This window comes from Ferroacidibacillus organovorans, assembly GCF_001642725.1.
GTDB classification, from domain to species: Bacteria; Bacillota; Bacilli; order Alicyclobacillales; family SLC66; genus Ferroacidibacillus; species Ferroacidibacillus organovorans.
In genome coordinates this window covers 1-25,288 of record NZ_LSUQ01000023.1, presented here as the reverse complement: position 1 = coordinate 25,288, position 25,288 = coordinate 1, and the positions used below count along the sequence as shown (strand labels likewise).

The following is a 25,288-nucleotide window of genomic DNA, read 5'->3' as shown; positions in this document are numbered from 1 at the left end:
CGATGAAGTATCAGAGCGCATTTGAGATGATCGGGCCTGTGATGGTTGGACCATCCAGCTCCCATACAGCGGGCGCCGTGCGCATCGGGAATTTGGCGAGAGAAATCCTGAATGAAGAACCGCGATCGGTAGAGTTTCGACTGATGGGCTCCTTTTATGAAACCTACCAAGGGCATGGAACAGACTTGGCATTGCTGGCAGGCGTCATGGGATATTCGACGGATCATCCGGCTGTATCGGAAGCTGATAAACGTGCGACTGAAGTTGGATTGGTTTACACATTTAAAAAGGAACATTTGGGTTTCTTTCACCCAAATACAGTAGCAGTTCTTCTTCATGGTGATCGTCACAACGTCGATTTGATCGCGAGTTCTCTCGGGGGCGGTAAAGTTGAGGTTCAAGAGTTGGACGGTCTTTCGATTCGTTTTTCAGGCGAAAAAAATACGCTTATTTTATATCACGCTGATCAACAGGGATTTCTTGCAAAAGTGTCCCACGTATTAGATTCAGAAGGCTATAACATCGCTCGATTAAGCCTAGAGCGATGGCGTCGAGGCGGTTACGCCATTACGGTTTGCGAGGTGGATGAAGAGATTCGGGGAGATTTGCTAGAGATCCTTCACACAAAAGTTTCACAGTTAAAAGATGTCCGCGTGGTGCGCAGTTTATGAGTGATGTTGACACGTCGCGGCTTTATTTCTACAATTCGTAGTAAATGAGGCGATGAATCGATGGAAAAAGGAGCCCTGCGACAGCAGGTGCTTTGGATTGTGAGAGAGAAAGGCTCCTGTACGACGATGGATGTATGTTCAGCCGTTCGTCAAGATCGAGATATCTCTTTGACCGCTGTGCAAACCGTATTGAATCGGTTGGTTGAGCAAAAGCTATTGATTCGCAGTGGGACTCGTCGCCACTATCGATACGAAGCACAACCGACAGAGGAAGTGATCAAGGCGCGCGCGTCGAAAGCGGCGTCTGACCTGCTTTCTCAATCGGGAGAACTGGGACTTACACACTTTCTTGATACGATGGATGAACTTTTGCCTGATTCGATTCAACAACTGGAGCGCTTGCTCGCAGAGCGTCGAAAAATGAGGAAAGAAGAATGAAACGACGTATCTTGGCTCGTGGTCGTAGGTTTCACATGTACACTTACTCGCTAACGGCGGCAGGTATTGCGATAATGGTTCAATCGGTTCTAGGATTTGCACTCTATAGTAGCTTGCACCACCTTGTTTGGATGAGCGCGATGAATCGATCTGCCATGATCCCTTTTTGGCTCTATGCAGTCGTCGCCATTCTGGCGCTGCTCATTCTTGTATTTTGGTATCGTCTCATCGCGAATATTCTCTATCAAATCGAGTATAGAAAAAAATTCCTCACTGCAGTGAATCCATCCCTTATGCCTCTTTGTCGTGAAAATCCTATCGATTATGAGGGAAAGATCGAATGGTGTTTAGTGGATAACGATGATGCACGCTATGCATTTACATGGGGGATTAAGCATCCGAAGATCGCCGTGTCAAAAGGGTTGTGGGAGACGCTTGATGAGCCTTCACTACGGGCGGTTCTCTATCATGAAGTAGCCCATGTCTTAGCGCGCGACACGTTACAACAATCCCTTCTTCAAGCACTCTCTGCAGCACTTCATCCGCTTGCAGTTTCGCTACTCTACAAGCGTTATCTGATTCGTCGCGAACTCTTGGCGGATCAGTTTTCAATCTCTGCATGTGAAGGGGACGAGGTTCCTCTACTGACGGCGCTTTTAGCGGTTTCAAAATCCGTTGTGACAAAGGAACCGCAGGTCGGTCTGACGGGTGCGTTGCATGCGCGACTCGACGTTATGGAGTCAGGACAATTGCCTGGTTGGTGGGACGTACCACTGCGTAATCGGATGCTTTCTACAGCGGTTGCCATTCTTTTCACACTAGGCGAGGGCGTGCTTATTTGGTGTCGCTAACCTAGCTTGGGGCGCAAAGTGGATCATTCCTTGACGTGCATAGGCACTTATACTACATTATGTAGTATAAGTGCCTATGCACGTCTTAGAGGAGGAAGTTTAATGGAGAAGAAAAAGTTGGCGGGGATACTTGCCTCAAGTTTGATGATTGGTTTTTCACTCGGTGGATCTGTCATTGCTTCAGCCCACTCGATGAAAACCTCAAATGGAATGAATCAGAGTAAATCGAGCATGACGCATTCTACGATGAAAAATTCAATCGATACTTCGGATGTTCTCGTTGGCGCCGCGGCGAGTCCGCCCTCGGGCAATGGGAATGGAATGGTGTTTTTTGAACAGGCGCACACTTCAAAAATGATTACTGTTCCAGTTTTCAAAAATGCGAATGCGTTTCAACTTGCGGTTGCAGGTCCTATCGCTTATGTACCGACGCTTCAAGGTAAAACGTATTTGATCAATCTTCAAACGCACCGCGTCATTTCTCACTTTTCGAGTCCTATCGGTGCACGAATCGCAAGCTTATCAAACGATGATCACACACTCATCATCACAGGTGGGAAATCTGTAACTGCCTATGCGCTTCCGTCGCTTAAACGTATTTGGCAGATCAGTACGGGAGGCAACACGCTGTCCGTTGCAGGGAATATCGCTTATCTATCAGGAAATTCCGCGAGTAAAACAGCGCTGATCGATTTGAAGTCTGGGAAGGTGACGGGCACTCTTCCGGTAGGAATGATTGAGGATTCAGTCTATGATCCTCAGAAACACACACTCTGGCTTGCAAATTGGAGTAACGGTGATATGACGGTTGTCAATACAAAAACTCATCGCATCGCCAACGTCATCCATCAATCTGAAGGTGGAGGATTCAGCATGCAAGATATGGGGAGTATGAAGAACATGATGAAGGCGACGGGTGGATACATGCAATTGGCCGTAGGTCCGCGCGGGAACCATGTGTACGCTGCTTCATTTAGCGGTAATATCCTGGTTTTTAATGCAAGAAATAATACCTTTGAGAAAAATATTCCGACCGTTCCGATGGCGAAATTGAGCGGTATCGCGATTGACCCTTCGGGACAGTACGCGTATGCGACCGTTGAAGATATGAAAGAGACCGTCGCGATCTCCCTAAAGAACGATAAGCTCGCAGCGACATTCCCGCATCTCGTATCAAATCGTTGGATTGCCTTGCATTAAGCGTGTGTAGTATCCATAGATCCATCTTGGACGTAACAAGCTGCATCGTTCTTCGATGCAGCTTGTTACGTGTTGTGATGATAAACACAATTTTATATTGAAATAAATGAGATACTGATGATGAAATTTTTGGTAGAGCTGGTTGTGGATTCGTGAATTTCGATGAAAATCACTGGAGGATTGAGATGCGTATACGAATCGAGCCAGTTTCACGAGCTTTTTTGATCGCTGCGCTTGTACACTTTCTTATTGGGACGACACTTGGAGCCTTGATGGCAAGTCAGGTGACTTGGTGGGACGCCCTTTCTCCTTACCACGCGGAACTCAATCCGTTCGGATGGCTCACATTTCTCATCTACGGGATGACCTATGCGGTGCTCCAACTGTTCGCGTCGCTTCGCGTGCCGTGGAAAGGATTGCCGTGGCTCCATTTTGTTGCGGCAGAAGCAGGTGTCGTGTTGATCATCTTCGGAGATTGGTTGAGGCGACCTTTATGGGTTCATTGGGGATGGTTCTTTCAGACCTCCGCAGGTATCCTTTTTCTCATTGCGATCATCAGCGCAGTGGCCACCTCAAGAAAAGCAAGAAAATCACAACCGACGATTTCTGCGACAGAACACCTTTACGTCAACTCGGAGATGGAGTGGCCTGCATCTTTTGCGGGATTTCATGTTGAACTGAAAAATGACGAAATTCGTGATACAGATCGCGTTGCGAAGCGCGGGACCTCCCTTGCTCTAGTCGTATTGATTGTCGCTACGCTGTTGGCCTCAGCGGAAGGCATCGTGAAGGGAGGAGATCCCTGGCTATCCTCCGACCGCATTCGCGTTCTTCTCTATGATGGATGGATTGCCGGAACCGTTTTATCCGTCTCCTTGCACCTGTTTCCTCGCTATCGCCCCACCATCGCGATTTCACCAAAGATTGCGCAACTCGCGCAATCGATCTGGTTCATCGGCATCCTTTTGGCGGGAGTCCTCCCACCTGGCTGGTGGCTGCATCGTCTGGGCGAGCGCGCGATTGGGCTGTCGTTTGCAGTACTCGCTGCGATGTATCTAATACGAATGTCTTCTGCGATGCGACAGGCGCAGCAGGCGGTGAAACTGGCGTGGGGGATTGCGTGGACATTTGCTTTTGTTCTTGGCATCAGCCAAACATTCGGACTTGATCCACTCTCTTTGCCAGCCATTCACTTGCTGTTTCTAGGGTGGATCACGACACTCGTCTACGGCGTCGGCTATGTTTTTTTTCCACACCTTTTACATCGAGCGCCAGCGTTTGCGCGTCTCGCCACGCCGCAAGTGATCCTGTCGACGATGGGTGCCGCGCTGCTGATCCTCGGCATGATCGGGATGGGATCAGGACGAATCGGCCTATTTAATGACGTGCTCGCCATCGGAGGCGTCAGCGCCACTCTTGGATTCTTCCTCTTTGCCATGCAGTGGAGAATTAAGCGCATCACGCATGAAGACTGAATTGCAACACTCATACGGACTAGTCGAGAACATTTCAAAACTGATCTATTCGGGTCTGACGTCGCCCCTGAATGTGATTTATCATTAAATCAATTCAAACGAATATACCGTTATGGGTATATGGAGGCGATCAGAGATGAGCGGATCATCACGCAATAAGGTTGTCATCGTGGGTGGAGTTGCCGTAGGGGCGGGCGTCGCTGCCAAGGTGAGAAGAATGGACGAATCTGCTGAAATTGTGCTGTTTGAGAGGGGGACGCATGTTTCATTTGCGAATTGTGGACTGCCATATTACGTGGGAGGCGTGATCACTGAGCGAGATGCACTTCTTTTGCACACGCCGGGGTCGCTGAAACGGCGCTTTGACGTGAATGTGCACACGCATCACGAGGTGACAGAGATTGATCGAGAGCGAAAATGCGTTCGCGTTGTCAATTTAATCGATGGCACACGTTTTGAAGAGTCTTATGACAAACTGGTACTGGCGGTTGGTGCGAAACCGATCGTTCCAAATTTGCCTGGGATAACGTTGCCAGGAATTTTTGAGTTGCGCACAGTGCCTGATGCGGATGCAATGAAAGACTGGATCGCAGCACAAAACGTGCGCCGTGCGGTGATTGTCGGGGCAGGCTTTATTGGGCTTGAGATTGTGGAAAATTTGACGCACCTGGGGATCGAAGTGGTCTTGATTGAAAAAGCCGATCAAGTCTTACCTCCTTTTGACCGCGAAATGACCGCGTCTCTTTTAGATGAACTAAAGAAGCGCGGCGTCGAGACCATTCTCAGCGACGGGATTGTGTCGTTTCAAGGCGCAAAGCGGGCGACAGAAGTGTTGCTTGAGAGTGGTCGCGCAGTTCAAGGTGACATGTTTCTGCTTGGGATTGGTGTACGGCCGGATTTTACACTGGCCAAGAATGCTGGCCTTGAATTAGGAGTGTCAGGCGCTGTTCGCGTCAATCAGGAATTGCAGACGAGCGATCCGAACATCTTTGCGGCAGGTGACGTGGCGGAGATGACGCATCTCGTCGATCAACTGGCGCACTTTATTCCTTTGGCCGGCCTCGCCAACAAACAAGCGCGCGTCATCGGCCAGAACATTTGCGGCGCGCATGAAACGTTTGGCGGTGCTTTAGGCACGGCGATTGTCAAGTTTGGAAACGTGACTCTGGCGATGACCGGACTTTCTGAAAAAATGGCTAGCGCAGAAAATCTGAAGTATCAAGTGTCCTATAGTACGTCAGGTCATCACGCGGGGTACTATCCAGGAGCCAAAAATATGACCATAAAACTGCTTCTTGATTCGTCGAGTCACCTCGTCATTGGTGCACAAATCGCTGGTGAAGAAGGCGTTGATAAACGGATCGATGTCATCGCGACGAGCATTTCCGGGAAGTTAACCGTCGAAGAGATGGCGATGCTGGATCTTGCGTATGCGCCACCATTTTCTTCTGCGAAAGATCCTGTGATCATGGCGGCGATGACAGCCGAACACGTAATGGATGGTGAAGTGCGCACGGTTCAAACCCTGCAAGAAGTTGCGGATTTGGGAGCGATTCTCATAGATGTACGAGAGCCGTCAGAAGTGGCCGAGGGAATCCTGCCGGGAGCGATTCACATTCCATTGGATGAATTGCGTGCGCGCATCACTGAAATCGATCGGAGTCGACCGCATGTTGTGTATTGCCGAAGCGGACAGAGAAGTTATTTTGCGTATCAGATCTTGCGCGGCCTTGGGGTGCGTGAGGTGTACAATTTGACGGGCGGCTGGATCGTACAAGAAATGCGCAAGAAAACGGCGTGAACGGGAAGGCTAGGTGACTCGCGTTGAATGGTAAAAAGGTACTGGTATGTGTGGCGCATCCCGATGATGAAGTGTTTTGTTCGGGGACGATTCTAAAATTGACAGATCTGGGGAATGACGTGTATCTGGTCGTTGGGACGCAAGGGGAAAAAGGGAGCCACGATCCTGCGCTATCTCCACCCGCGATTGCCGAGATGAGACGCCAAGAGATGGAGGTTGCGGCGAAACGCTTGGGCATTCGTGAAGTGATTCAATTGGGGTATCAAGACGGAGAACTGCAATACGCAAACGATTTGAAGGAGACCTTGTTTCACCTTGTTCGAAGAATACGGCCTGATCTTGTTCTCACGTTTGACCCTTGGAAGCGTTATGAGATTCACTCGGATCACCGTACGATCGGGTTTGCCATGATTGAGGCGGCACACTTAGGCGCGAACTGTTGGTATTATAGGCAGCAGATCACGGGTGATGTGGTATGCCACCGCAGTCAGGAACTCTATCTCTTCAACTGTGATGAACCTAATTATTATGTGGATATCACGAGTGTGTTTGAGCGAAAGTGTTTGGCTACAAGCGCCCACCGCAGCCAGTTCGGTCACACGGTTGACGAGGCGAGGCTGAGACAAATTATCAATCAGTTCCATCCAGATACGCAGATGACCATTGAACCGCTCCACAAAATGTGGCGATCTGATCTGTATCTCTGATCACACGTTGTGAGCGTGACGCAGCGCACAACCTTAAGAATCGTTTTTTGAGAAAATAACCGTGTTGGCATTAGTGAATGAAGTGAAACAGGAGGAGGCTGCAAAATGACGAGGCGACTGATTGATCTTGATGTGCGCGAAATGCTTCGGGCGAAAGAAGAACCGTTCCAACGCATCATGACGGCGATCTCCGAACTGGATGTAGGGGATGTACTTCAACTCCACGCGACATTTAAACCAGACCCACTTTTAAATGTTCTTGCAAAACGCGGATTTCGTCACGCAGTGGTACAGCTTGAAGCGGATCACTACGTCGTTGATTTTTACAAGTCAGCAGAGGAACTCCCGTATTTTCACTTGGACAATCGGGGGCTTCAACCGCCCCAACCGATGGTGCGGACACTGGAAATCCTTGAACATCAATCAGAGATAAAAGACGGCGTATTAGGACTTGAAATCTGGAATGAGCGTGTTCCCGCATTCCTCTTACCAGAGCTTGACGACGCAGGTTTCTCGCATGATGTGCGCGAAGATCCTGACGGAACGGTGTGTGTCCGCATCTCTCGTTCACTCGACGAGGCGTAAGGAGGATTCTGTATGCAACAAGCGTCGATTCACTCGAAGGGTCGCGGGGGAATGGTAAGCCAATCGCCACCTTTTGCGGTTCCCATTCGCTATATGACGTTTGGAATCGTATGCTTCGGAATCTTTGCGATGGATCTCGCTTTTCAGTCCCATCATCTTGCGAGTGGCGATCCTGGGGCGCCTGCATTGGTTGCGCTCACGCACATGCTTACGCTTGGCTCCCTTCTTTCCTTTGTCATGGGCGCAGTTTATCAGTTGGCAACGGTCGCTTTCCTGATTCCGATTGCGAATGTTCCATTGGCACGCTTTAATTTTTGGCTGTATTCGCTCTCATTGATCGGTCTTTTTATCTCGATGAGCTTGTGGTGGGCGTCGGGATTTTTGCTTTTTGGCGGGCTGGCTGTGGTGGCACTCTTCATCTATGCAATCGTCATGCTCCGATCCCTCACGCAGGTCAAGGTGAAAGATGTGATGTGGGGTTTCGTCGTGTCTGCGCATGTTTATCTCATTCTCGCGATAACGCTAGCGATTGTGCTCTTATCTGTCGATTCAGGTGCGATGAACGCCCTCTCACCATGGATGAATCAACTGATTGCAACGCACATTCTTCTGGCTGCAGTCGGTTTTTTCTCTTTCTTGCTCATCGGGTTTAGCTATAAATTGTTGCCGATGTTTACGCTTGCTCACGGGTATCAAACGAAGTGGCACAGGTGGACACTGATTCTCGCGCATAGCGCAATGCTCTTTTTGCTCCTTGGCATCTGGAGCTCCATGGCCCTGTTCACATGGTTCGGGTTAGTGGCAGGGGTGTGTGTCATTGTGTTACAGGCTGTGTCGCTTAAAGACATGGTCAGGCACAGAATGAGAAAAAAGGTTGAGGCGCCGATTCATGCCGTATTCTATGCGTTAGCGGCGGGTCTTCTCGCGATTGGCCTGTTCTCTGTCGCTTCTGTTACGGGTGGCAGACAAGTGTCTTGGAAAAGTGTCGTAACGCTTTATCTGCTAGGGTGGGTGACCATGACGATGATGGGATTTGCGTATAAAATCGTACCCTTTTTGATTTGGAGCAAACGCTATAGCCATCATAAAGGGCCAGGCAAGGCGCCTGTTATCGCCGATATTGTCAATGTGAGTACGTCGCGACCCGTGTTTATCGGATTTGCGCTCGGCGTCGTCACGCTTACGGCTGGAGAGATCAGTATGTGGCTGCCGCTTACCGTTTTTGGTGCGACCCTTACGGCTTTTGCCATTCTGTTATTCTGTATTCAGATGTTTCGCGTGCTTGATCTTAAAAAGTTGGGAAAGGAGTTGTCAGATCATGATTGATTTGGACGAGGTACGGGAAAGGCTAAAGGAAGTCTTTGATCCGGAGATCGGGATTAATGTGGTGGATTTAGGCTTGATTTATGTGATCGAAGAAACGGAACAAGGAACGGTTCACGTGGAGATGACTATGACGACGCCGGGATGCCCTGCACACGACACGCTGAGTCAGTCTGTAGAGTGGGCGGCGGCACATGCGACAGGAGTGTCAATGGTGTATGTTGACGTGGTGTGGGATCCGCCGTGGACACCTGAGTGTATGTCAGAAGAGGCGAGAGCTCAACTGCGCATTTAAAGATCGGCGATGGCAGTTCTCAGTGCATTGTATAGTAAGAAGAAAAGGTATCGTGCCGTGGTTCTTGTGAGGGGGCGATTCGTGTGGAAACTAAAGAAACGGGGAGTGTATGGCAGCAATTCACAGGGCCTAACGCAGGCTATGTCGAAGAATTGTATGAGCGTTTCCTGCGAGATCCGCTGAGTGTCGATGAGGAGACAAGGGAATGGTTTCAGATTTATGGAATGCCTGTACAATCGCAAAACCATGTACACCCAAGGGATGGCGAGAAGGGTAAACGCGCGCTTTTGCGCGAGATGAATCAAGGCAGTTTCGTGATGGAATACGCACATACGGCAAGTGGGGAAGAGCAGGATTGGCTTGAGCAGATGTTGATGACCTCAAGGGCGAAGAGACGTCCAGATCTGCGCCGGGAGACGCTTATGCGCCTGCTTGAAGTGGACGAGTTTGAGAAATTTCTCCAGCGGGCATTTCCAGGGCAGAAACGGTTTTCACTTGAAGGACTCGACATGCTCGTGCCGATGGTGGACGAACTTGTCAAACAGGCTGCCTCGTCAGGAATCAAGACGGTCATGATGGGAATGGCACATCGCGGTCGGTTGAACGTGTTGGCGCACGTGCTGGGAAAACCGTATGCGGACATCTTTTCAGAGTTTCACATGGCGCCAAACAAGGATCTCGTTCCGTCTGAAGGGTCGCTTGGGATCAACTACGGGTGGACGGGAGATGTAAAATATCACCTCGGCGCACATCGCGATCTTCGAGAAGATGACATCCGCGAAGTGCGAATTGTCCTCGCACATAATCCCAGTCACCTCGAATTTGTCGATCCTGTGGTAGAGGGCTATGCGCGCGCGGTCCAGGATGGTCGCGATCAAGCAGGGCAGCCTGTGTTTCATCAGGATGAGGCCATGGCGATGCTGGTGCACGGGGACGCCGCCTTTCCAGGCGAAGGGGTTGTCGCTGAAACGCTGAATCTGTCAAGGCTTGACGGCTATCAGACCGGTGGGACGATCCACATCATCGCGAACAATCAACTGGGGTTTACAGCCGAGGCACATGAAGGGCGCTCGACGCATTATGCGAGTGACTTAGCCAAAGGGTTTGAGATCCCTGTGGTGCATGTCGATGCGGATGACCCTGACGCGTGCCTCTTTGCTGTTCAGATGGCGTTTGCGTATCGGCAACGTTTTCATCGCGATTTTCTGATTGACCTGGTGGGGTACCGTAGATGGGGCCATAATGAAATGGACGATCCGTTTGTTACACAACCTCAAATGTATGAGCGCATCACAGCCCATCTCACCGTTCGCGAGATCTATGGCGAGCGTTTGTTTAAAGATGGAGTTGTGACAAATGAAGAGCTTGAACTCGCAAGTGAGCGAATAAAAAACAAATTGACTGAGGCATTCGCAGTCGTCAAACAAGGCGAGACGCGGCAGGTGGCGCCCGCAGACTCGAACTTTTTTGTAACGCAAGTGGACAGGGTCTCATCGGTTTCGCGCGAGCAACTGCAGGAAATGAACGAGGCGCTGTTACACTATCCATCTTCATTTGCTGTGTACAAAAAACTGGAAAAAATCCTTGAACGCAGAAGGACGGTCTTTTCGGAGAATGGAAGCGTGGATTTCGCTCACGCTGAGACTTTGGCGTTTGCGGCGATCTTGGCCGCCGGAACGCCGATTCGAATTTCCGGACAGGATTCACAGCGGGGCACGTTTGGCCAGAGAAACCTCGTTCTGCACGATCGAAATGTCAGCCAGACGCACTGTCCATTACAGCAGCTGCCTCACGCAAAAGCGTCTTTCGCCGTGTACAACAGTCCACTCTCTGAAGTAGGGGTTATGGGGTTTGAGTATGGGTATACCATTCAAGCTCCGGAAACACTTGTGATTTGGGAGGCGCAGTTTGGCGATTTCGCAAACGCTGGTCAAGTGATCATCGACCAATTTCTGTCTTCTGGCCGCTCTAAATGGCTTCAGTCGTCGGGGCTTGTTCTGCTTCTTCCACACGGGTATGAAGGCCAGGGGCCAGAGCACTCAAGCGCTCGCCTGGAGCGTTTTTTGCAATTGTCCGCCGAGGACAATTGGCGCGTTGTCCATCCGACGACCGCCGCACAGTATTTTCATCTGCTGCGCTCGCAAGCGGCCGTGTTGCGTGTTGATCCACGCCCGCTTATTGTCATGACTCCGAAGAGCCTGCTTCGCCATCCGCAGGCACAATCTACAGTCAGCGAACTGACAGAAGGAATGTTTCAACCTGTTCTTCATAGATTTTCCGAGAATCGTGAAGGCGTAACACAGTTGGTTTTATGCTCTGGCAAAGTGGCGATCGATCTTGAGCAAATGCTATCCACTTTAGAGTCATCGGGCGAGATTGCACTCGCGCGCGTCGAACAACTTTATCCGTTTCCAGTTTCGGCTCTGCGCGACATCATCCGTTCGTACCCTCATTTGCGCCAGATTGTGTGGGCGCAAGAAGAACCTAAAAATATGGGGGCGTGGAGTTTTGTGGCGGCGCGATTGCCAGAGGTATCGTCAAAAGATATCCTGATTCGCTATGCAGGTCGACCGGATCGCGCGAGTCCTGCTGAGGGAATGGCTGGCATGCATGATTATTTTCAGCGAAAAGTGGTGGAAGAAGCGCTTAGGGTGTCACCCATTCAGTAGATGAGACGAAAGGGAGGGTCACAAGCGATGAGCGACATACGCGTGCCTGAACTCGGAGAATCGATTGTTGATGCAACCATTCTCAACTGGCTTAAAAAGGCGGGTGACACCGTCGCGGCGGGCGAAGCGGTGGCAGAACTTGAGACGGATAAAGTGAACCTTGAGGTGATTGCGGAAGAGAGCGGAATGCTATCGAGTGTAAAAAAGGGCGTAGGGGAAACGGTGCGTGTCGGGGAAGTGATCGGCATACTTGATTCTTCATCGAGTAAGGAACTGCGTCAATCGTTAGAAGTACCTGTCGCAAACCGCGAAGATGTAGCGTCGGTGAAAAAAGAAGGGTCTGTTACATCTGTTACACCACCGCCTTCCGTGCGCCCTAACGCATCTGGGCAAGGGCTCTTTCCGCTGCGCTCGACACCGTCGATTCGAAAAGAGGCGCGCGAGCGGGGGATCGACCTGAGTCAAGTCGTCATCACACCGCGTCACACCACGGACAATGTCGCGCCTGTCGTGGAGCAAAGTGTCGCGCACCCGGCGCGCGAATCGGTATCGCACCCCGTAATTCCTGATCAGCGCAACGATGAAGAGCGGCAAAAGATGACGCGAAGAAGGCTCACTATCGCAAAACGCCTGGTTGAGGCACAACACACCGCGGCGCACCTGACGACGTATAACGAAGTGGATATGACAAGTGTGCTTGAAGTCCGCAATCGCCGCAAGGCGAAATTTAAGGAAATCTATGGTGCATCGCTCGGGTTCATGTCCTTTTTTACGAAAGCGACCGTGGGTGCGCTCAAGGCGTATCCACTTTTGAACGCGGAGATTCAAGAGGATGAGATGGTGATCAAACGTCACTATGACATCGGTGTCGCAGTCGCGGCAGAGGGTGGTCTGGTCGTTCCGGTGATTCGAAACGCGGATCGCTTGTCTTTTGCAGAGATTGAAAAGGAACTCGCTCGACTCGCAAAAAAGGCGAGAGAAAACACACTAGGATTGAGCGACTTACAGGGAGGCACCTTCACCATCACGAACGGCGGCGTGTTTGGTTCCTTGTTCTCGACGCCTATTCTCAATGCGCCGCAGGTAGGCATCCTGGGAATGCATGGCATACAGGAGCGCCCGGTTGCGCGTGACGGACAAGTGGTCATACGCCCCATGATGTACATCGCTTTATCTTATGATCATCGCATCGTCGATGGCGCTGAGGCTGTACAGTTTTTAGTCAAAGTCAAGCAACTGATCGAAGATCCGGAAGCGCTTCTCTTGGAGGGATGATAGAGTAAGAGGCGATACACTGGAAGTGACTGGCATCAATCTGCATTCTTGGTTACAGCGTATCGAGTCTATTCCAGACAGTGTGCAAGAAAGCGTGCGCCTGATCCGCCGTCACCCGTTGATGCCAAAAACGTCTCGTACACGGACTCGTCATTGACCCTGAGATGGGGAAACTGGACGTCGTGGTGGACGGGTACGCCTCATAAGGGAGCGCGATTTTTTTTGATCGACGCGCGCTGGCAGTAGTTTACCAAAGATCACAGGGGAGATGACGGCGGTCGACATGGCGACAAAGACAATGGCTGTGTCGACGCCTGAACTGATGGCTCCGATCTTTAAACCGACTGCTGCGGCGGCCACGGTTACGCTCATTTGTGTTGTGAGCAGTGTGGCGCCTGCGAGCGTCTGTCGCCAAGGGTAGCAAAGGCGAAGGATGAGTATGGGCAATGCTTTAAATACATAGGTTGCAAGGAACAGAAGGGGAAGCAACAAGAGCGCCTTGGGATCAACAAGCAATGAATGAAGATTAAAATTAACGCCCACCATAATAAAAAAGATCGGGATAAGAAAACCAAAACCGATCGCGTCTAATTTGTGAAATACGTCCGTTTTTTCTTGCTCATTGATCAAACCGACAAGGACACCCGCCAAAAACGTTCCCAAGATCACTTGAACGCCCAGGGTTTGTGAGAGTGCCATGAAGATGATCATGAGGGCCATGGAGGCGCGAATCCCGAGTTGGGCTGTTCCGTGGGCGAGATTTCGTACGGCCGTAAGCGCTGGAAAGCGTTGAAAGACGTGATACAGTGCAATAAGCAGGAAGATGAGGATGAAGACGAGAAAGACGCTCGTGGATTGCCCCCCCTTAAAGAGCGAGGCGGCGACAGAGATGAACAGCATGGTGAAAAAATCGGCGAATACAGCGGCCGCCATCATGTGCTGACCAAATGCAGTCTGCATGAGATCATATTCTTTAAGCACAGGCACCACCACAGTAAGCGATGTGGTCGTGATGATCAATGCAAAGAGAAAAGGACTTTTAATAAAATGGTGCTCGTGCAGCCAGATGGAAAAAAGTAGAGAAAGCCCAAACGTTAGCGCGCAAGAAATCACGGCAAACATTGGCGCGTCTGTGAGTGAGTGTCTAAATCCACGGTGTTTCCCGAATTTTTCAGGACGCAGTGTTTTAAAATCGAGTTCCAGTCCAGACACGAACATTAAATAGGATAAACCAAAAAATCGCAGAAATTCGAGCCATTGACTCGTATGAATCAGGTTAAATCCGCTCTTCCCGACAAGGACGCCCACCAGGATTTCTCCGACGACGATGGGAATGCGAATCCACGTAACTCTTGATACAAAAAGTGGAACCAGCACAGCCAGAACGGAAACGATGAGTAGTGACGACATGGAAAAATCGACATTCCCCACTAGTGAAGAATCCCTGATAAAAGCGCGAGGCCAACACCCATTCCAAGCACGCCAACCCCATTTGTCGTCCAACGGTGCCACTGCGCGCGTCCTAATTTATGGAAAAATTCCAGACTGGCGCCAAGAATTGAGAGAGAAGTCAGCATGGCCAACAAAAAACTAAAAAGTAACAAAGCGCCGTCGACTTGATTCGGGAGTGTGGTCATCAAGCCGAAAATTGCCAAGTCTCCCGGCGCCACGGCCAGGCCGAGAAGGATTCCGAGAATCCAAGCCGATGAGCGCGAGCCGACCCACTGGCTCACGCGGTTGCGAAGGGTTGAGTGTTCTTTCCCCCACCAGAGATTCGCAAGGATCAGACCTGAGAAAAGCAGAATCCACAGACCTGACACTCTGCTTAATAATGTTCCCCACGTTCCAGGGAGGTGGTGTAATAAAAAGAGGACAGCGATGCCCATGATGATCATTCCGATGCTGTGGCCAAGGCCAATGCGAAGCGCATAACCAATTCCTGATCGCGCAGATGCGTGATTTTGCTCGACATAGGTTGTAACCGCCATCACGTGATCGGGTGCTGATGCGTGTCGAACCCCGAGCAAGATCGCTAATCCTAACAAGAACCAAGGCATGGCCTGTCACTCCCCAGATGGAAATTCCTCAGAGAATATGCCGCATCTTGTTTGGCCTATTCGCCTTTTCATCCAATTTTGGGGGAGTATTGCCCAACTCATTTGCGGACATAATGACGTACAAAATCAAAAGGAGGAATGAGAATGAACGAGCCACTCCGACGTCCCGTTTTTGACTTTATCGCGAAGTTTGTCCTCAGCCTACTGGTGATCACAATTGCTGATCGCATCTTTACGCTTTATGACAGCTACTGGGATTTGGCTCTCACGTCGTTGGCCGTCGCGGCGGTAGGGCTCATCCTGGACTGGGTCGTCTTGCCGCGCATCGGGAGTTTTCCGACGCTTTATGTTGATAAAATGGCGTTCCTATTGGTCATTTCGCTTCTTTCTTTAGGAATGAGCAATTTTACCATCGTCCCTTTTTATGTCGCAGAAGCTATCGCGATCGTGCTTGCGTTGTTTGAAGAGGGCCTGCATCGCGTCGTGCTTCCTAAATCGTTCCATTTGGAGACGTAATCCTTGAAACGTTCATTTTAGTTGTGGGAACACCCGCTCAACATCGCTGATGATCAGATCGCTTCCAGATGTGCTCCCGTTTTTAAAAGAGCTTGAAAAGATCTGGAAGTGGTTCACCAGCGTCTTGTCTGTACTGATCAAAATATGCTGTGCGGATGGAACCGCGGATTGAACGGTTGTCATAATTTGATGCTCTAACAATGGTGTGAGATTTTTACCATCCCTCGTTGCGATTCCAACGTAAAGGTCATCTTTACGTTGGAGTACAGTGGCAAATGAGACGTTTGGAATCTGTGCAGTGATCGCTTTTCCTAGATCAAGGCGTGGGTGAAATGCAGTTTTTTTGACGGTGGCGTTTTGCAGAGCGTTTGAATCATTGATGTGCACATGACTCTTGTCAGGTTCGCGATCGCGTACAAAGGCAAACCCGGAGCAAGAGATCAAGGTGAAGGTTAAAACCGCGAAGGCGTTTATTCTTCTATGCAGGCGAAATCGCAAGGGTCTCATCGTTCCTGAACCTCCTTAAACATCGTCGTCTTGCAGATCGTGCGACTGCCCAGTCTTGACAAAGTCGCGATCGACTCGCATCGCTACGGTTGCTAAAAACCAGAGCAGCAAGGACATGATGCCGAGTTGAAAGACCCACCAAACAAGATCCCACCAGTCCGGCATACCTGGGCTGTACGGAATATAAAAGGGGGCGGTTGGCCATCTCATAAATAAATTCACTCCTTAGGTGCTCGATTGTACGGAGAGGAGCGGATACGCCTTACAAGAGATCGAGCGTGAAGAAAAGCGCAGTCCAGGCGATCGCATTAAACGCATAGACCCAAATGGTCGCTTCGATGCCCCAACCGGTCTCTTTTCGGATGAGCCCTTTACCGAGACGAAGATAGACGCCCCAGGCGACGATCAGAGCAATTATGGTGTAGAAGCTGGCGACACCGAGTGAGATCAGATCAATCTCTCCAAATGGGCTCAGCGCATCAAAATTGTGAAACCAGAGTGGGAACAGCAGGCTGAGCAGACCGATCAAGCCAAGAAGCATCGCAGTCATGACATGGCTGCGAACGCGTGGAATGTCGTCTTTTTGCAATGCAGCGCGCGCGGTGAAAAGCGGGATGATTCCGACGAGTAGCGCGACGGTCGGAATGATTCCTCCCAACCACAGATTCAGGCCGACAGGTACGAAATTCCCGGCAATCACAAAGCGAATATTGATAAGCAAGAAGTAGGGTACCGCTTGCGAAATGCAATATAAGCTCATACCGAAGCGATTTTTCCTCAAATCGCGCTCGGACAGTGGCCCTATCCGTAATGAGGTTTTTGTGTAGGTGTTATGACTGGACATTTTGATCACATCCTTTTTGGCGGTGATGGTGTTGGTGGCGTGTTTTCGCTGTAATCGTAAAAGCCTGTCTCAACGTGCGGAAGTGGGCTGAACGTGGCAATCCCAGGTTTTGGTGTGCCAAACCACTCTAAAGTTTTGCCATTCCACGGATTTTGCCCAACTGGCTTCCCTTTATTCCACATCCATGTGATATGCACAAAGTTAAACAGGAATCCCAATCCCAGTAAAAAGGCAAACATGGAAATTGAAAAATTCATGTTTTGTAGATACTGTGGGTAGACTGCAACCCAGCGATTCATGCCGCGAAGTCCAACGAAGAACATTTGTCCAAACGCTGAGTTGAATGCGATAAATACCCAGATTGCGCCCAATTTACCTAGGGTTTCGTTGTACATGCGCCCGGACAATTTAGGGAGCCAGTAATAGGCTGCAGCGAGCCACGTGAAGACCATAGAGCCAATCACGGTGTAGTGAAAGTGAGATAAGACAAAAAAGGTGTCGTGTGTTTGCAGATTGATGACAGGGTCGGCCAAGAGAACGCCCGTGATCCCCCCGATGAGAAAATTGAACATGCTCATCAGCACGAAAAGAGTAGGCGTACTGAACTTTAGTCTTGCCCCCCACAGCGTGCCGAGTACGACCAGATAAGAGAAACCAGTCGGAATCGAGATCATCTCTGTAAAAAAGGAAAACGGAAGCATCTCGCTGTTGCGCATGTTTGTAAACATGTGATGCGCCCAAACCAGACCGCTGAACAGCATGACAAACACGAGGCCGAGCACGCCCCACTGTCTTGCAAACAACGTTTTTTGACCCATGACAGGGATGATCTCCTGCCACAGCGCGAATGCTGGAACGACGATGATGTATACCTCCGGGTGACCGAAAAGCCAAAACGACTCCATATAGGTGAGCGGTGAGCCGGTTTGCTCAAAAAGTGAAAAGGGTACGATCAAGTTGAGGAGAGAAATGATAAACGTCATTTGAATCTCAGGCACCCAAATAATGGTGAGCAGACTAACCGCGAGAATTCCCCACCCAAACATCGGTAGCCGATTCCAGGTGAGTCCGGGCGCACGATTGAAGATGATGGTCGCGGTCAGATTGATCGCCACGAGCAGGGATGACGTGGTCATCGCAAACACTCCAAGATAGTAAAACACGATCCCTGACGGATCTTGCCCTGACAATGGCGCATAAGCGCGCCAACCGGTTGTCCACTGTCCGAGCAGTGGACTGAGAAATACAGTGGCGATACCTGCCGGAAGCAGCCAGTGGCTGAGTCCTGACATGCGCGGATAGGCGGATGAGTTAGAACCCATCATTAGCGGAATGAAATAGTTTGCGAAACCTCCGACCAATGCGACCGTTCCGACAGAAAACATCATGACGGTGCCGTGAATGCCGACGGTTGTCAGATAAGCGCCCGGATTTGTGAAAACCCACAGTTTTGCGTTCATCAATTCCATCCGCATCATCATGGCAGCCAATCCAGCCAGAAGAAAACTCCCCGTGGTCGTGAAAATGTATTGAAGACCAACCACTTTGTGATCTGTGCTGAACATGAAGTAGCGGCGCCAATCATTCGGGATGTCCCACTCTACAGGGTGGCCGAAAAAGGGGCGAACAATCACTTCCCACGCACCGACGCCAAGCAACCAGCCAATGACTGCGGCAGCCCATCCGACTGTTGCGGAGACGCGCGTGACAAATGGGTCATACGGTTGTCGATCAATGACTTGGCTCACCAGCGTATTAAAGACGAGAAATCCGATGGCAGCCCATAACAGTCCGCGAATAACAGGCGGAGCTATTCGCCGTCTTTGGCGGTTTGCGGTATCCACACCGCTTAGTCCCGCAGCATTAGCGCTCATCCAAATGCTCCTTTATTTAGGGGAATTGTTCCTGATGAATCTTTCTATGAATCATCAGGATGCTTCGAGTTTGCGCTGAGCTTGTACCCACTTCATAAAATCGGAGGAGGAAACGACATGCACTGGCGCCTCCATGAAGGGATGGCCTGGACCGCATACTTCCGCGCATTGCACCCGAACCATCGGATCGACGTCGTACGATGTGATCTTGTTCGTGTGAACGTACTCGAGACGCGTTTCTCCCGGAATGATGTCTTGCTTTAGCCCGAATGCCGGAATCCAGAAATCGTGTATCACAGCCCCATTCGGATCATACGTGTGGTATGGGTCATAGGAACGTAAAACAAAACGCACATTTTGGTTGACTGGCAAATACAGTGTGCTGTTGCCGTTGCTGTCTTCAGCGGTTTGAATTCCGTATTGCGGATAGCTGAAGATCCACTCCCACTGGCGTGCCGTGACATTGACAATCAGATCGTGACGATTCAAACGAGCCTCTTCATTGTTAAACATCTGTTCTAGCGCTGAAGCAGAAGGGTGCACAAAGAATAGAATATTTAGCGCGATACTGAACAAAACCCAGATGCCGATAAACACTTTGTTGTCGCGAAACTGAAGTGATTTTCGCGAACGAAATCGGATCGCCGTGTAGATCAACATCACCACGACAAACGCGATGACCGGAACGAGCATCGTCAGGATGAAAGCAACCGCTTTTTCGCCATCGAGCGCCTGCGATGTGGCTGCGCTATAATACAACCCGCGCGCCTCCATGGCGTGAACCCCCCACTCACCAAGGAGCGTTGCGATCAGCCAAAAGAATGCAAACAGTAGAATATCGATCATGTTCACCCCTACTTCTCTTTCATGTACATGAAACGGTAATGCGTTGCCGAATCTTCACCTTGGCAAAATGGTAATGGTTCCCCGCATCCCTGCCATGTAATGCACGTACTGTTGCACGAAGCACCCGTAGTGCCATGTCCCCGGTTTATTCGGCACTGTAAATGTCATGTTGAGACTGCCGCCTGGTTGCAGTGTTGGACTAAAATTCCCGCCCGTCACGATGTTTGGCATCGGGCCGATAAATTTAGCGATCGCTTTGTTGACACACAAGTTGTCAACATGGTTTGCACCGCTGAACGTGACATGGATGCCGTTCCAAAAATCAGTGTCAAACTGTGTTGCGATCGGACCAAATGCGGAAGGCGTATAGTCGTAGCCGCGGCCGAGCATCATCTCATGCCAGTGTGTTGTGCTGCGGTTGTGAAGTGAGATGGTTACCTGGTCACCTGCCCGCCACGTGATGTGGTGTGGTTCGAAACCATAGTCATATTGCTCAATCTGCGTGACTGGCTCATTTAGCGTTGTGCCTGTCATCGCGGCGGTCGCATCACTTATGGGCCGTTTCAAAAAAAGCGAGAGGATACTGATCAAGACGACCAAACCGAGAACGACAAAAAACGTGGTTGCGCTCCAGTGTGGGTCGCGTCTTGATGGATCAACTCGTCGCAGTGAAGAATCCTCCTGCATACGTAAACCCTCCGAACTTTTCAATCGTCCTATCGATCATCCTCACGTACGTCAAAACCCCTTACTCAACTTGAACACTCGGCACGCCTGACGAGACCACGCGAAACTGTGCCCACATGCCAAGCGGTTCATGGGTTGGGGCGTGGGTTGGGTAGCGATACAGCATGTTTTCTAAACGGAAATTGCCGACGCGATTCGCGACAAAGCGAAGGGTCTGCGAGTTGCCTGGCATGATGCCTGCCGTGGGATTGTTCTCCAAATCGGAGATGGAGAGCGCAGATCCGGCAAAGGCGACGTGCTGTGCCGCATCGTAAACGCCTATGTCATATGGGATTCCTCCGTCATTCGTCACGTGAAGCGCCACGGTGTATCCGACAGGTACGGTAATGACCAGTTGGCCGTTTGCATAGCCGTTAAAATTGGCAGAGAGGTTTTCGCTGTGCCGCGCCATTGAGAGAAAAAGATTGACGGTCTGTGTCGCAGCGTCTGTCACCATCAAAGATGACGGGTTGCTCTGAATTTGCGCATCACAACCTGTCAGCAACAGCGCGCTTGTCATCGCGCCGATCATCCATCTTGATTTCGTTTTCATCTCTTTGAGAATCTCACCTCTTTCGATCTGGTTTAGGGATAATATGATCTGCAAACGTAAAAGGTATGCATGAAGTTCCAGCTAAGCAATTTGTTGACTGTCTAACCAGATTTGTGGGAGCGATGCCGGGAGATGATGAGGGATGTAAAGCTTCAGTCGATCCTTTCCATCGCCCTCGTGATGAGCGGTTTGCTCGGTTGTGGAAATTTCCAGGATGCGCTCCCCAGTGCCGTCCCTGCTCAAAAAGAGGGAATCCGCGTCACACTGCTCCGTTTTCCTGCAAAACTTTACGAGTTGAGATGGGTGCGCGTGCGGATCAGCGTACGACTGCCGTCGGAGATGCGTCGTACGCAGATTCAATCGGTGCGCGTGAGAGCAACGATGCTAGGCATGAGCATGCCGGCGGTGGAAGCTGTGATGCGTCCGGTCGCACCCGAACGCTATGAAGGAGATGTGCTATTTACGATGCGGGGAAGGTGGACGATCCATTTTTTACTCGCGATAAGAGGTGCCCTCTATGAGCAAAGCGATTCCATCGAAGTCCATTCCTAAGCGCGCGCTATCCATCACAACCTCGTTTGACTGGGTGAGGTCAAAGACGATTCTCATGTGGCGCACGATCGCGCTGATGATCTTTATCGCAGCCGTATCGCGCCAAGTGGATTTTCTGATCACGCAAGCAGACCGCCGCGCGGTGGTCTTACCTCACGCGATTGTCTATTTTGCACTCGCACTTTGCGGTGTCATCGTGGGTCTGTCGTTACCGATTTCCACGCGTCGTGTCGGAGAGACGCTGCTGCGCACGTTGCTGCCTAAAACGGCAGAAACAAAGCGTAAGGAACTCCTGCGCTCTATCGCCGCCTGCATTGTCTTTTTAGGCATGCTCCCGGTGCCCTTGTGGACACTTCCGACACTCAATGCGTTTCTTGATGGACACATCTGGCTTTTTGTCGAAGCGAATCTCTCACTCGTTCTCACGGGATTTCTCACGGGTAGCGCGTGGAGCATACTGCTCCCGAATCGTTTGTGGCTTGCGTTGCTTTTTCAAACGGTGCTGGTTTTTATGATGCTAACAAACATTCTGGCGAGTAGCAGTTGGTAAACCGTGCGGTAGGCGGAGGTGGGTTTACATGCAGCTTTATATGCTGATGAGTGGGGCGCTTTTGATCGGGTTTATTCAGGGGTTTCTCCACTGTTCGGGAATGTGCGGGCCGTTCGTTCTCGCATACAGCTTAGGAGCGCGCGTCAAAGCGGAGCAAGGCGCTTCACCACATTTTATTTTGGTCGCGTTTCTAAAAAGTCAGTTGCTGCACAATCTGGGACGTGTGACCGCTTTTATGTGTCTTGGCGCAGTGTTTGGGGAGATGGGATCCTTTTTAAACACCCTTCGCAGCGCGACGGGAATCGAAGCGATCTCAGGGCTTGTGGGGGGAATTCTCATGATCGGTTGGGCAGTGGACGAGTTTCGCACGGGGCACGGTGGTGGGTTCATTGAGCGCTGGTCCATCCTCTCGTGGAAGCCGATTCAGCGTGTGCTGCGAGAAGGAATGCAGAGAACCTCAGCAGGCTACGCCTTTTTCTCCGGCACGCTGCTCGGTTTGCACCCCTGCGGGCTTATGTTTGCGTTGTTATTGGCCGCGTCAGCGACCGGTTCTGCTCTCGCAGGCGGGCTCAGCTTGCTCGCGTTTGGATTGGGGACGGTTCCCTCGCTTCTTGCGGTTGCCATCATCGGTTGGTACGGGAAGAAGCGCTTGCAGGGAAGAATTTTTGCGAACGTGTCCGCCACCGTGATGACGTGCAGTGGCATTCTGTTTATTTTGAGGGGACTTGCGATGAATCACTGGATCCCGAGTGTGAATGCATGGCTATTCTAACGTGTGACTTGTGTGAGCAGCCCATCGTGCGACCGATTCCCCGCGATAAGCGTGTGTTTTGTTGCCATGCTTGCCTGCAACTCTTTGAATTGCTCGGCGCCAAAGAGGTGGAGCGTCTAAAGCGTGAGCCAGGCTTTCGCTTTGATGTTTTGAGCCAACTGCCTGTTCGCAAAGAGTCTGGTTCCTTGTCATCCGCTGGATCGCCGCAGACTGTAAGATTGTCCCTCTCTGGCGTTTTCTGTCCATCGTGCTGCACACTGATTCAGCATGTGTTGAGCCGTCGCGAAGGGATCCTCTCTGTAAAAACAGACTACGTGCAATCGCTCGCGGAGGTGATGTACGATGCAGAGCGCCTGGATGACACGACGATTGCGTCGGAGATAAAGAAGCTCGGCTATCCGGTCTTGCAGCGAGTGATTGCAGATGAGGCGGATGCGTTGAACGTGCTCGATTTGCGAAAACGGCTTGCACTTGCCCTTGTTCTCACCTTTTTCATGATGATGCTGAGTATTCCCGTCTGGTCAGGGGATCTCCCGCTTTTTTCAAAGCCTCTCGCGTTGACGCTATCGTACGGGTTGCTTGCGCTTGCGATCCCTACCATTTTTTATAGCGGATGGCCGTTTTTGCGCGGAGCGTGGACGAGCGTTTCGCGTGGTGTTCCCACGATGGATCTGCTTGTCAGTATCGGGAGCTTGTCTGCGTTTGTCTACAGTTGCGTCAGTTTGCGCTTAAATGGTGATTACCTTTATTTTGACACCGCAGGGTTATTGATTACGTTTCTTCTCCTGAGCCGCGTCCTTGAGGCAGGGGCGAAACAGCGCGCACTGACGGTTTTACAGATGGTCCAAAAGATTCTGCCGACCGAGGCGCGCCGCAAACAGGGGATGCGTGAAGAATGGATCGCAGTTGAGCGCGTGTGCGAGCATGACCATGTTCTCATCCGCTCAGGCGAGATTATTCCTGTTGATGGGCGCATCGTCTCCGGCGCGAGCGATGTGGATGAGGCGATACTCACGGGAGAAGGAACACGCGTGAGTAAAGGGGTGCGCGATCTGCTTTACGCGGGGACGACACACTACGGCGCAGACGTGATCGTCGAAGTGGTGCGCGCCAAAGAGACGCTGCTTTCCCAATCGGCCGACTACGTGCGGCGCGCTCAGGCGTCCACGTCAACATGGAACCATCTGGCGCAGCGCATTGTCGTGATTTTTGTTCCGGCGGTACTCACGCTTGGCGTGATTACGTTTGTCTACGGGTTCTTCGTCGCGCATCTCCCACTCGCGAGCGCGTGGTTGCGCGCCATTTCAGTATTGGTCATCGGTTGCCCATGCGCGCTGAGTATCGCAACGCCTGTGGCGTTGCTCAGCGGGGCGCAGGCCTTGGCGAAGCACGGTGTTCTCCTGCGCAGTCAAGACGCGATGGAGCGCGCGAAAAAAGTCTCCGCTGTTCTTTTTGACAAAACGGGAACGCTGACGACTGGGCGAGTGACAGTCACGGCCTATCAGTGCACGGACGACGTCGATTTGCAAAAGGCAGAGGGTTCGTCTGGGAACAGGCCGACTGCATCCTGGCTCAATTTGGCCGCGTCCGCAGAGTACCCCACACAACACCCAATCGCCGACGCACTCCTTCGCTTTGCACATGATCAGGCGTGCGAATTGCACCCGGTAGCTTCGTTTTGCGAAGTGGGCGGGTGGGGGGTTCACGCGACCGTACGGGGGCACTCTGTAAAAGTTGGCGCCACACCCCTCGCGTGCCCTGTGTCACAACGTTTTCAGAAAACGTGTCAAACATGGTCTGCCGCGGGCAGTACGGTTTCTTACGTCATCATTGATGATGACGTGAAGGCCATCCTCTCGTTTGGAAGTGAGATTCGACCTGAGGCGCGCGCTGTCATCGAAACCCTCAAACGAGATGGGTGCAAAATTTTGCTGGCAAGTGGAGATCATCCACAAGCGGTGGCGCACATCGCGGATCAATTAGGGATCACGCAGTGGTACGCGCGACAGACGCCGCTCGATAAGGCGCGACTCGTTGCTGCACTTAAAAAAGAGGGGACACAGGTGTGTTTTGTCGGAGATGGCATAAATGACGCTCCGGCGCTCGTCGAAGCGAATCTCGGCGTCGCGATGGGCGCGAGCGCGGATCTCGCGCTTGAAGCGGGGCACATGATCTTGGCAAACAACACGTTGCGCCCGCTC

At 51.2% G+C, this 25,288-nt stretch carries 26 protein-coding genes; 17 read left to right on the top strand and 9 right to left on the bottom strand.

Annotated features, from left to right (window positions below; all coding sequences use genetic code 11):
* Positions 1-2 precede the first annotated feature (2 nt).
* From sdaAB to odhB, 12 genes are all read left to right on the top strand, one after another.
* On the top strand, positions 3-671 hold the full coding sequence (gene sdaAB, locus AYW79_RS08795; RefSeq protein ID WP_067564636.1) for an L-serine ammonia-lyase, iron-sulfur-dependent subunit beta: 669 nt from the start codon (positions 3-5) through the stop codon (positions 669-671).
* A gap of 60 nt (positions 672-731) precedes the next feature.
* Positions 732-1,109 (top strand): BlaI/MecI/CopY family transcriptional regulator, encoded by a 378-nt coding sequence (locus tag AYW79_RS08790; protein ID WP_067564634.1) that lies wholly within the window; start codon positions 732-734, stop codon positions 1,107-1,109.
* Entirely contained in the window at positions 1,106-1,960 is an 855-nt protein-coding gene (locus AYW79_RS08785; RefSeq protein ID WP_082806656.1) for a M56 family metallopeptidase, read from the top strand. The genes AYW79_RS08790 and AYW79_RS08785 overlap by 4 nt, the downstream gene beginning before the upstream one ends.
* Before the next feature lie 102 nt (positions 1,961-2,062).
* A complete protein-coding gene (locus AYW79_RS08780) occupies positions 2,063-3,160 on the top strand; it encodes a YncE family protein (RefSeq protein WP_067564629.1) in 1,098 nt (365 codons plus the stop codon).
* Between the two features lie 185 nt (positions 3,161-3,345).
* Positions 3,346-4,635, top strand: a complete 1,290-nt coding sequence (locus AYW79_RS08775) for a heme-copper oxidase family protein (RefSeq protein ID WP_067564626.1) — start codon at positions 3,346-3,348, stop codon at positions 4,633-4,635.
* A 136-nt stretch (positions 4,636-4,771) separates the two neighbouring features.
* A complete protein-coding gene (locus AYW79_RS08770; RefSeq protein ID WP_067564623.1) occupies positions 4,772-6,436 on the top strand; it encodes an FAD-dependent oxidoreductase in 1,665 nt (554 codons plus the stop codon).
* Positions 6,437-6,459: 23 nt separating this feature from the next.
* Positions 6,460-7,143: a PIG-L deacetylase family protein gene (locus AYW79_RS08765; protein ID WP_079289724.1), complete on the top strand. Its 684-nt coding sequence runs from the start codon at positions 6,460-6,462 to the stop codon at positions 7,141-7,143.
* A gap of 105 nt (positions 7,144-7,248) precedes the next feature.
* Positions 7,249-7,728, top strand: a complete 480-nt coding sequence (locus tag AYW79_RS08760) for a DUF2249 domain-containing protein (RefSeq protein WP_067564619.1) — start codon at positions 7,249-7,251, stop codon at positions 7,726-7,728.
* Between the two features lie 12 nt (positions 7,729-7,740).
* A complete protein-coding gene (locus AYW79_RS08755; protein ID WP_067564617.1) occupies positions 7,741-9,054 on the top strand; it encodes a hypothetical protein in 1,314 nt (437 codons plus the stop codon).
* On the top strand, positions 9,047-9,346 hold the full coding sequence (locus tag AYW79_RS08750) for a metal-sulfur cluster assembly factor (protein ID WP_067564615.1): 300 nt from the start codon (positions 9,047-9,049) through the stop codon (positions 9,344-9,346). The genes AYW79_RS08755 and AYW79_RS08750 overlap by 8 nt, the downstream gene beginning before the upstream one ends.
* Before the next feature lie 83 nt (positions 9,347-9,429).
* Positions 9,430-12,015, top strand: a complete 2,586-nt coding sequence (locus tag AYW79_RS08745) for a 2-oxoglutarate dehydrogenase E1 component (protein ID WP_067564613.1) — start codon at positions 9,430-9,432, stop codon at positions 12,013-12,015.
* Between the two features lie 27 nt (positions 12,016-12,042).
* The gene (odhB, locus tag AYW79_RS08740) at positions 12,043-13,290 is read left to right on the top strand and encodes a 2-oxoglutarate dehydrogenase complex dihydrolipoyllysine-residue succinyltransferase (protein WP_067564610.1); all 1,248 of its coding nucleotides are present in this window, start codon (positions 12,043-12,045) and stop codon (positions 13,288-13,290) included.
* A 150-nt stretch (positions 13,291-13,440) separates the two neighbouring features.
* On the opposite strand, the gene AYW79_RS08735 is transcribed toward odhB, so the two are convergent.
* The gene (locus AYW79_RS08735) at positions 13,441-14,721 is read right to left on the bottom strand and encodes a cation:proton antiporter (RefSeq protein WP_067564608.1); all 1,281 of its coding nucleotides are present in this window, start codon (positions 14,719-14,721) and stop codon (positions 13,441-13,443) included.
* Positions 14,721-15,347, bottom strand: a complete 627-nt coding sequence (locus tag AYW79_RS08730; RefSeq protein WP_067564606.1) for a HoxN/HupN/NixA family nickel/cobalt transporter — start codon at positions 15,345-15,347, stop codon at positions 14,721-14,723. The genes AYW79_RS08735 and AYW79_RS08730 overlap by 1 nt, the downstream gene beginning before the upstream one ends.
* Before the next feature lie 144 nt (positions 15,348-15,491).
* Between AYW79_RS08730 and AYW79_RS08725 the strand changes: the two genes are divergently transcribed.
* Positions 15,492-15,863: a hypothetical protein gene (locus tag AYW79_RS08725; protein WP_067564604.1), complete on the top strand. Its 372-nt coding sequence runs from the start codon at positions 15,492-15,494 to the stop codon at positions 15,861-15,863.
* 12 nt (positions 15,864-15,875) lie between these two features.
* On the opposite strand, the gene AYW79_RS08720 is transcribed toward AYW79_RS08725, so the two are convergent.
* From AYW79_RS08720 to AYW79_RS08690, 7 genes are all read right to left on the bottom strand, one after another.
* Complete coding sequence (locus tag AYW79_RS08720) at positions 15,876-16,370, bottom strand: YhcN/YlaJ family sporulation lipoprotein (protein ID WP_067564601.1); 495 nt, start codon at positions 16,368-16,370, stop codon at positions 15,876-15,878.
* A gap of 15 nt (positions 16,371-16,385) precedes the next feature.
* Positions 16,386-16,580 carry a hypothetical protein gene (locus AYW79_RS08715; RefSeq protein WP_067564599.1) on the bottom strand — a complete coding sequence of 65 codons (195 nt, stop codon included), beginning with the start codon at positions 16,578-16,580 and terminating at the stop codon, positions 16,386-16,388.
* Positions 16,581-16,632: 52 nt separating this feature from the next.
* Positions 16,633-17,214 (bottom strand): hypothetical protein, encoded by a 582-nt coding sequence (locus AYW79_RS08710; RefSeq protein ID WP_143216075.1) that lies wholly within the window; start codon positions 17,212-17,214, stop codon positions 16,633-16,635.
* Positions 17,215-17,219: 5 nt separating this feature from the next.
* Positions 17,220-19,088 (bottom strand): cytochrome c oxidase subunit I, encoded by a 1,869-nt coding sequence (locus AYW79_RS08705; protein ID WP_079289729.1) that lies wholly within the window; start codon positions 19,086-19,088, stop codon positions 17,220-17,222.
* A gap of 54 nt (positions 19,089-19,142) precedes the next feature.
* Positions 19,143-19,934, bottom strand: a complete 792-nt coding sequence (locus AYW79_RS08700; RefSeq protein WP_067564662.1) for a cytochrome c oxidase subunit II — start codon at positions 19,932-19,934, stop codon at positions 19,143-19,145.
* Between the two features lie 54 nt (positions 19,935-19,988).
* The gene (locus AYW79_RS08695) at positions 19,989-20,621 is read right to left on the bottom strand and encodes a cupredoxin domain-containing protein (RefSeq protein WP_067564594.1); all 633 of its coding nucleotides are present in this window, start codon (positions 20,619-20,621) and stop codon (positions 19,989-19,991) included.
* Positions 20,622-20,682: 61 nt separating this feature from the next.
* A complete protein-coding gene (locus tag AYW79_RS08690; protein WP_067564592.1) occupies positions 20,683-21,213 on the bottom strand; it encodes a sulfocyanin-like copper-binding protein in 531 nt (176 codons plus the stop codon).
* A 132-nt stretch (positions 21,214-21,345) separates the two neighbouring features.
* Between AYW79_RS08690 and AYW79_RS08685 the strand changes: the two genes are divergently transcribed.
* The 4 genes from AYW79_RS08685 to AYW79_RS08670 form a co-directional block, all read left to right on the top strand.
* On the top strand, positions 21,346-21,765 hold the full coding sequence (locus AYW79_RS08685) for a hypothetical protein (protein WP_067564589.1): 420 nt from the start codon (positions 21,346-21,348) through the stop codon (positions 21,763-21,765).
* The gene (locus AYW79_RS08680) at positions 21,731-22,315 is read left to right on the top strand and encodes a hypothetical protein (RefSeq protein WP_067564587.1); all 585 of its coding nucleotides are present in this window, start codon (positions 21,731-21,733) and stop codon (positions 22,313-22,315) included. The genes AYW79_RS08685 and AYW79_RS08680 overlap by 35 nt, the downstream gene beginning before the upstream one ends.
* 28 nt (positions 22,316-22,343) lie before the next feature.
* Positions 22,344-23,087, top strand: coding sequence for a sulfite exporter TauE/SafE family protein (locus AYW79_RS08675; protein ID WP_197460935.1), 744 nt, complete (start codon positions 22,344-22,346; stop codon positions 23,085-23,087).
* Positions 23,075-25,288, top strand: a 2,214-nt coding sequence (locus AYW79_RS08670; protein WP_156493895.1) for a heavy metal translocating P-type ATPase, incomplete at its 3' end; no start/stop codon positions are given. The genes AYW79_RS08675 and AYW79_RS08670, both read left to right, overlap by 13 nt.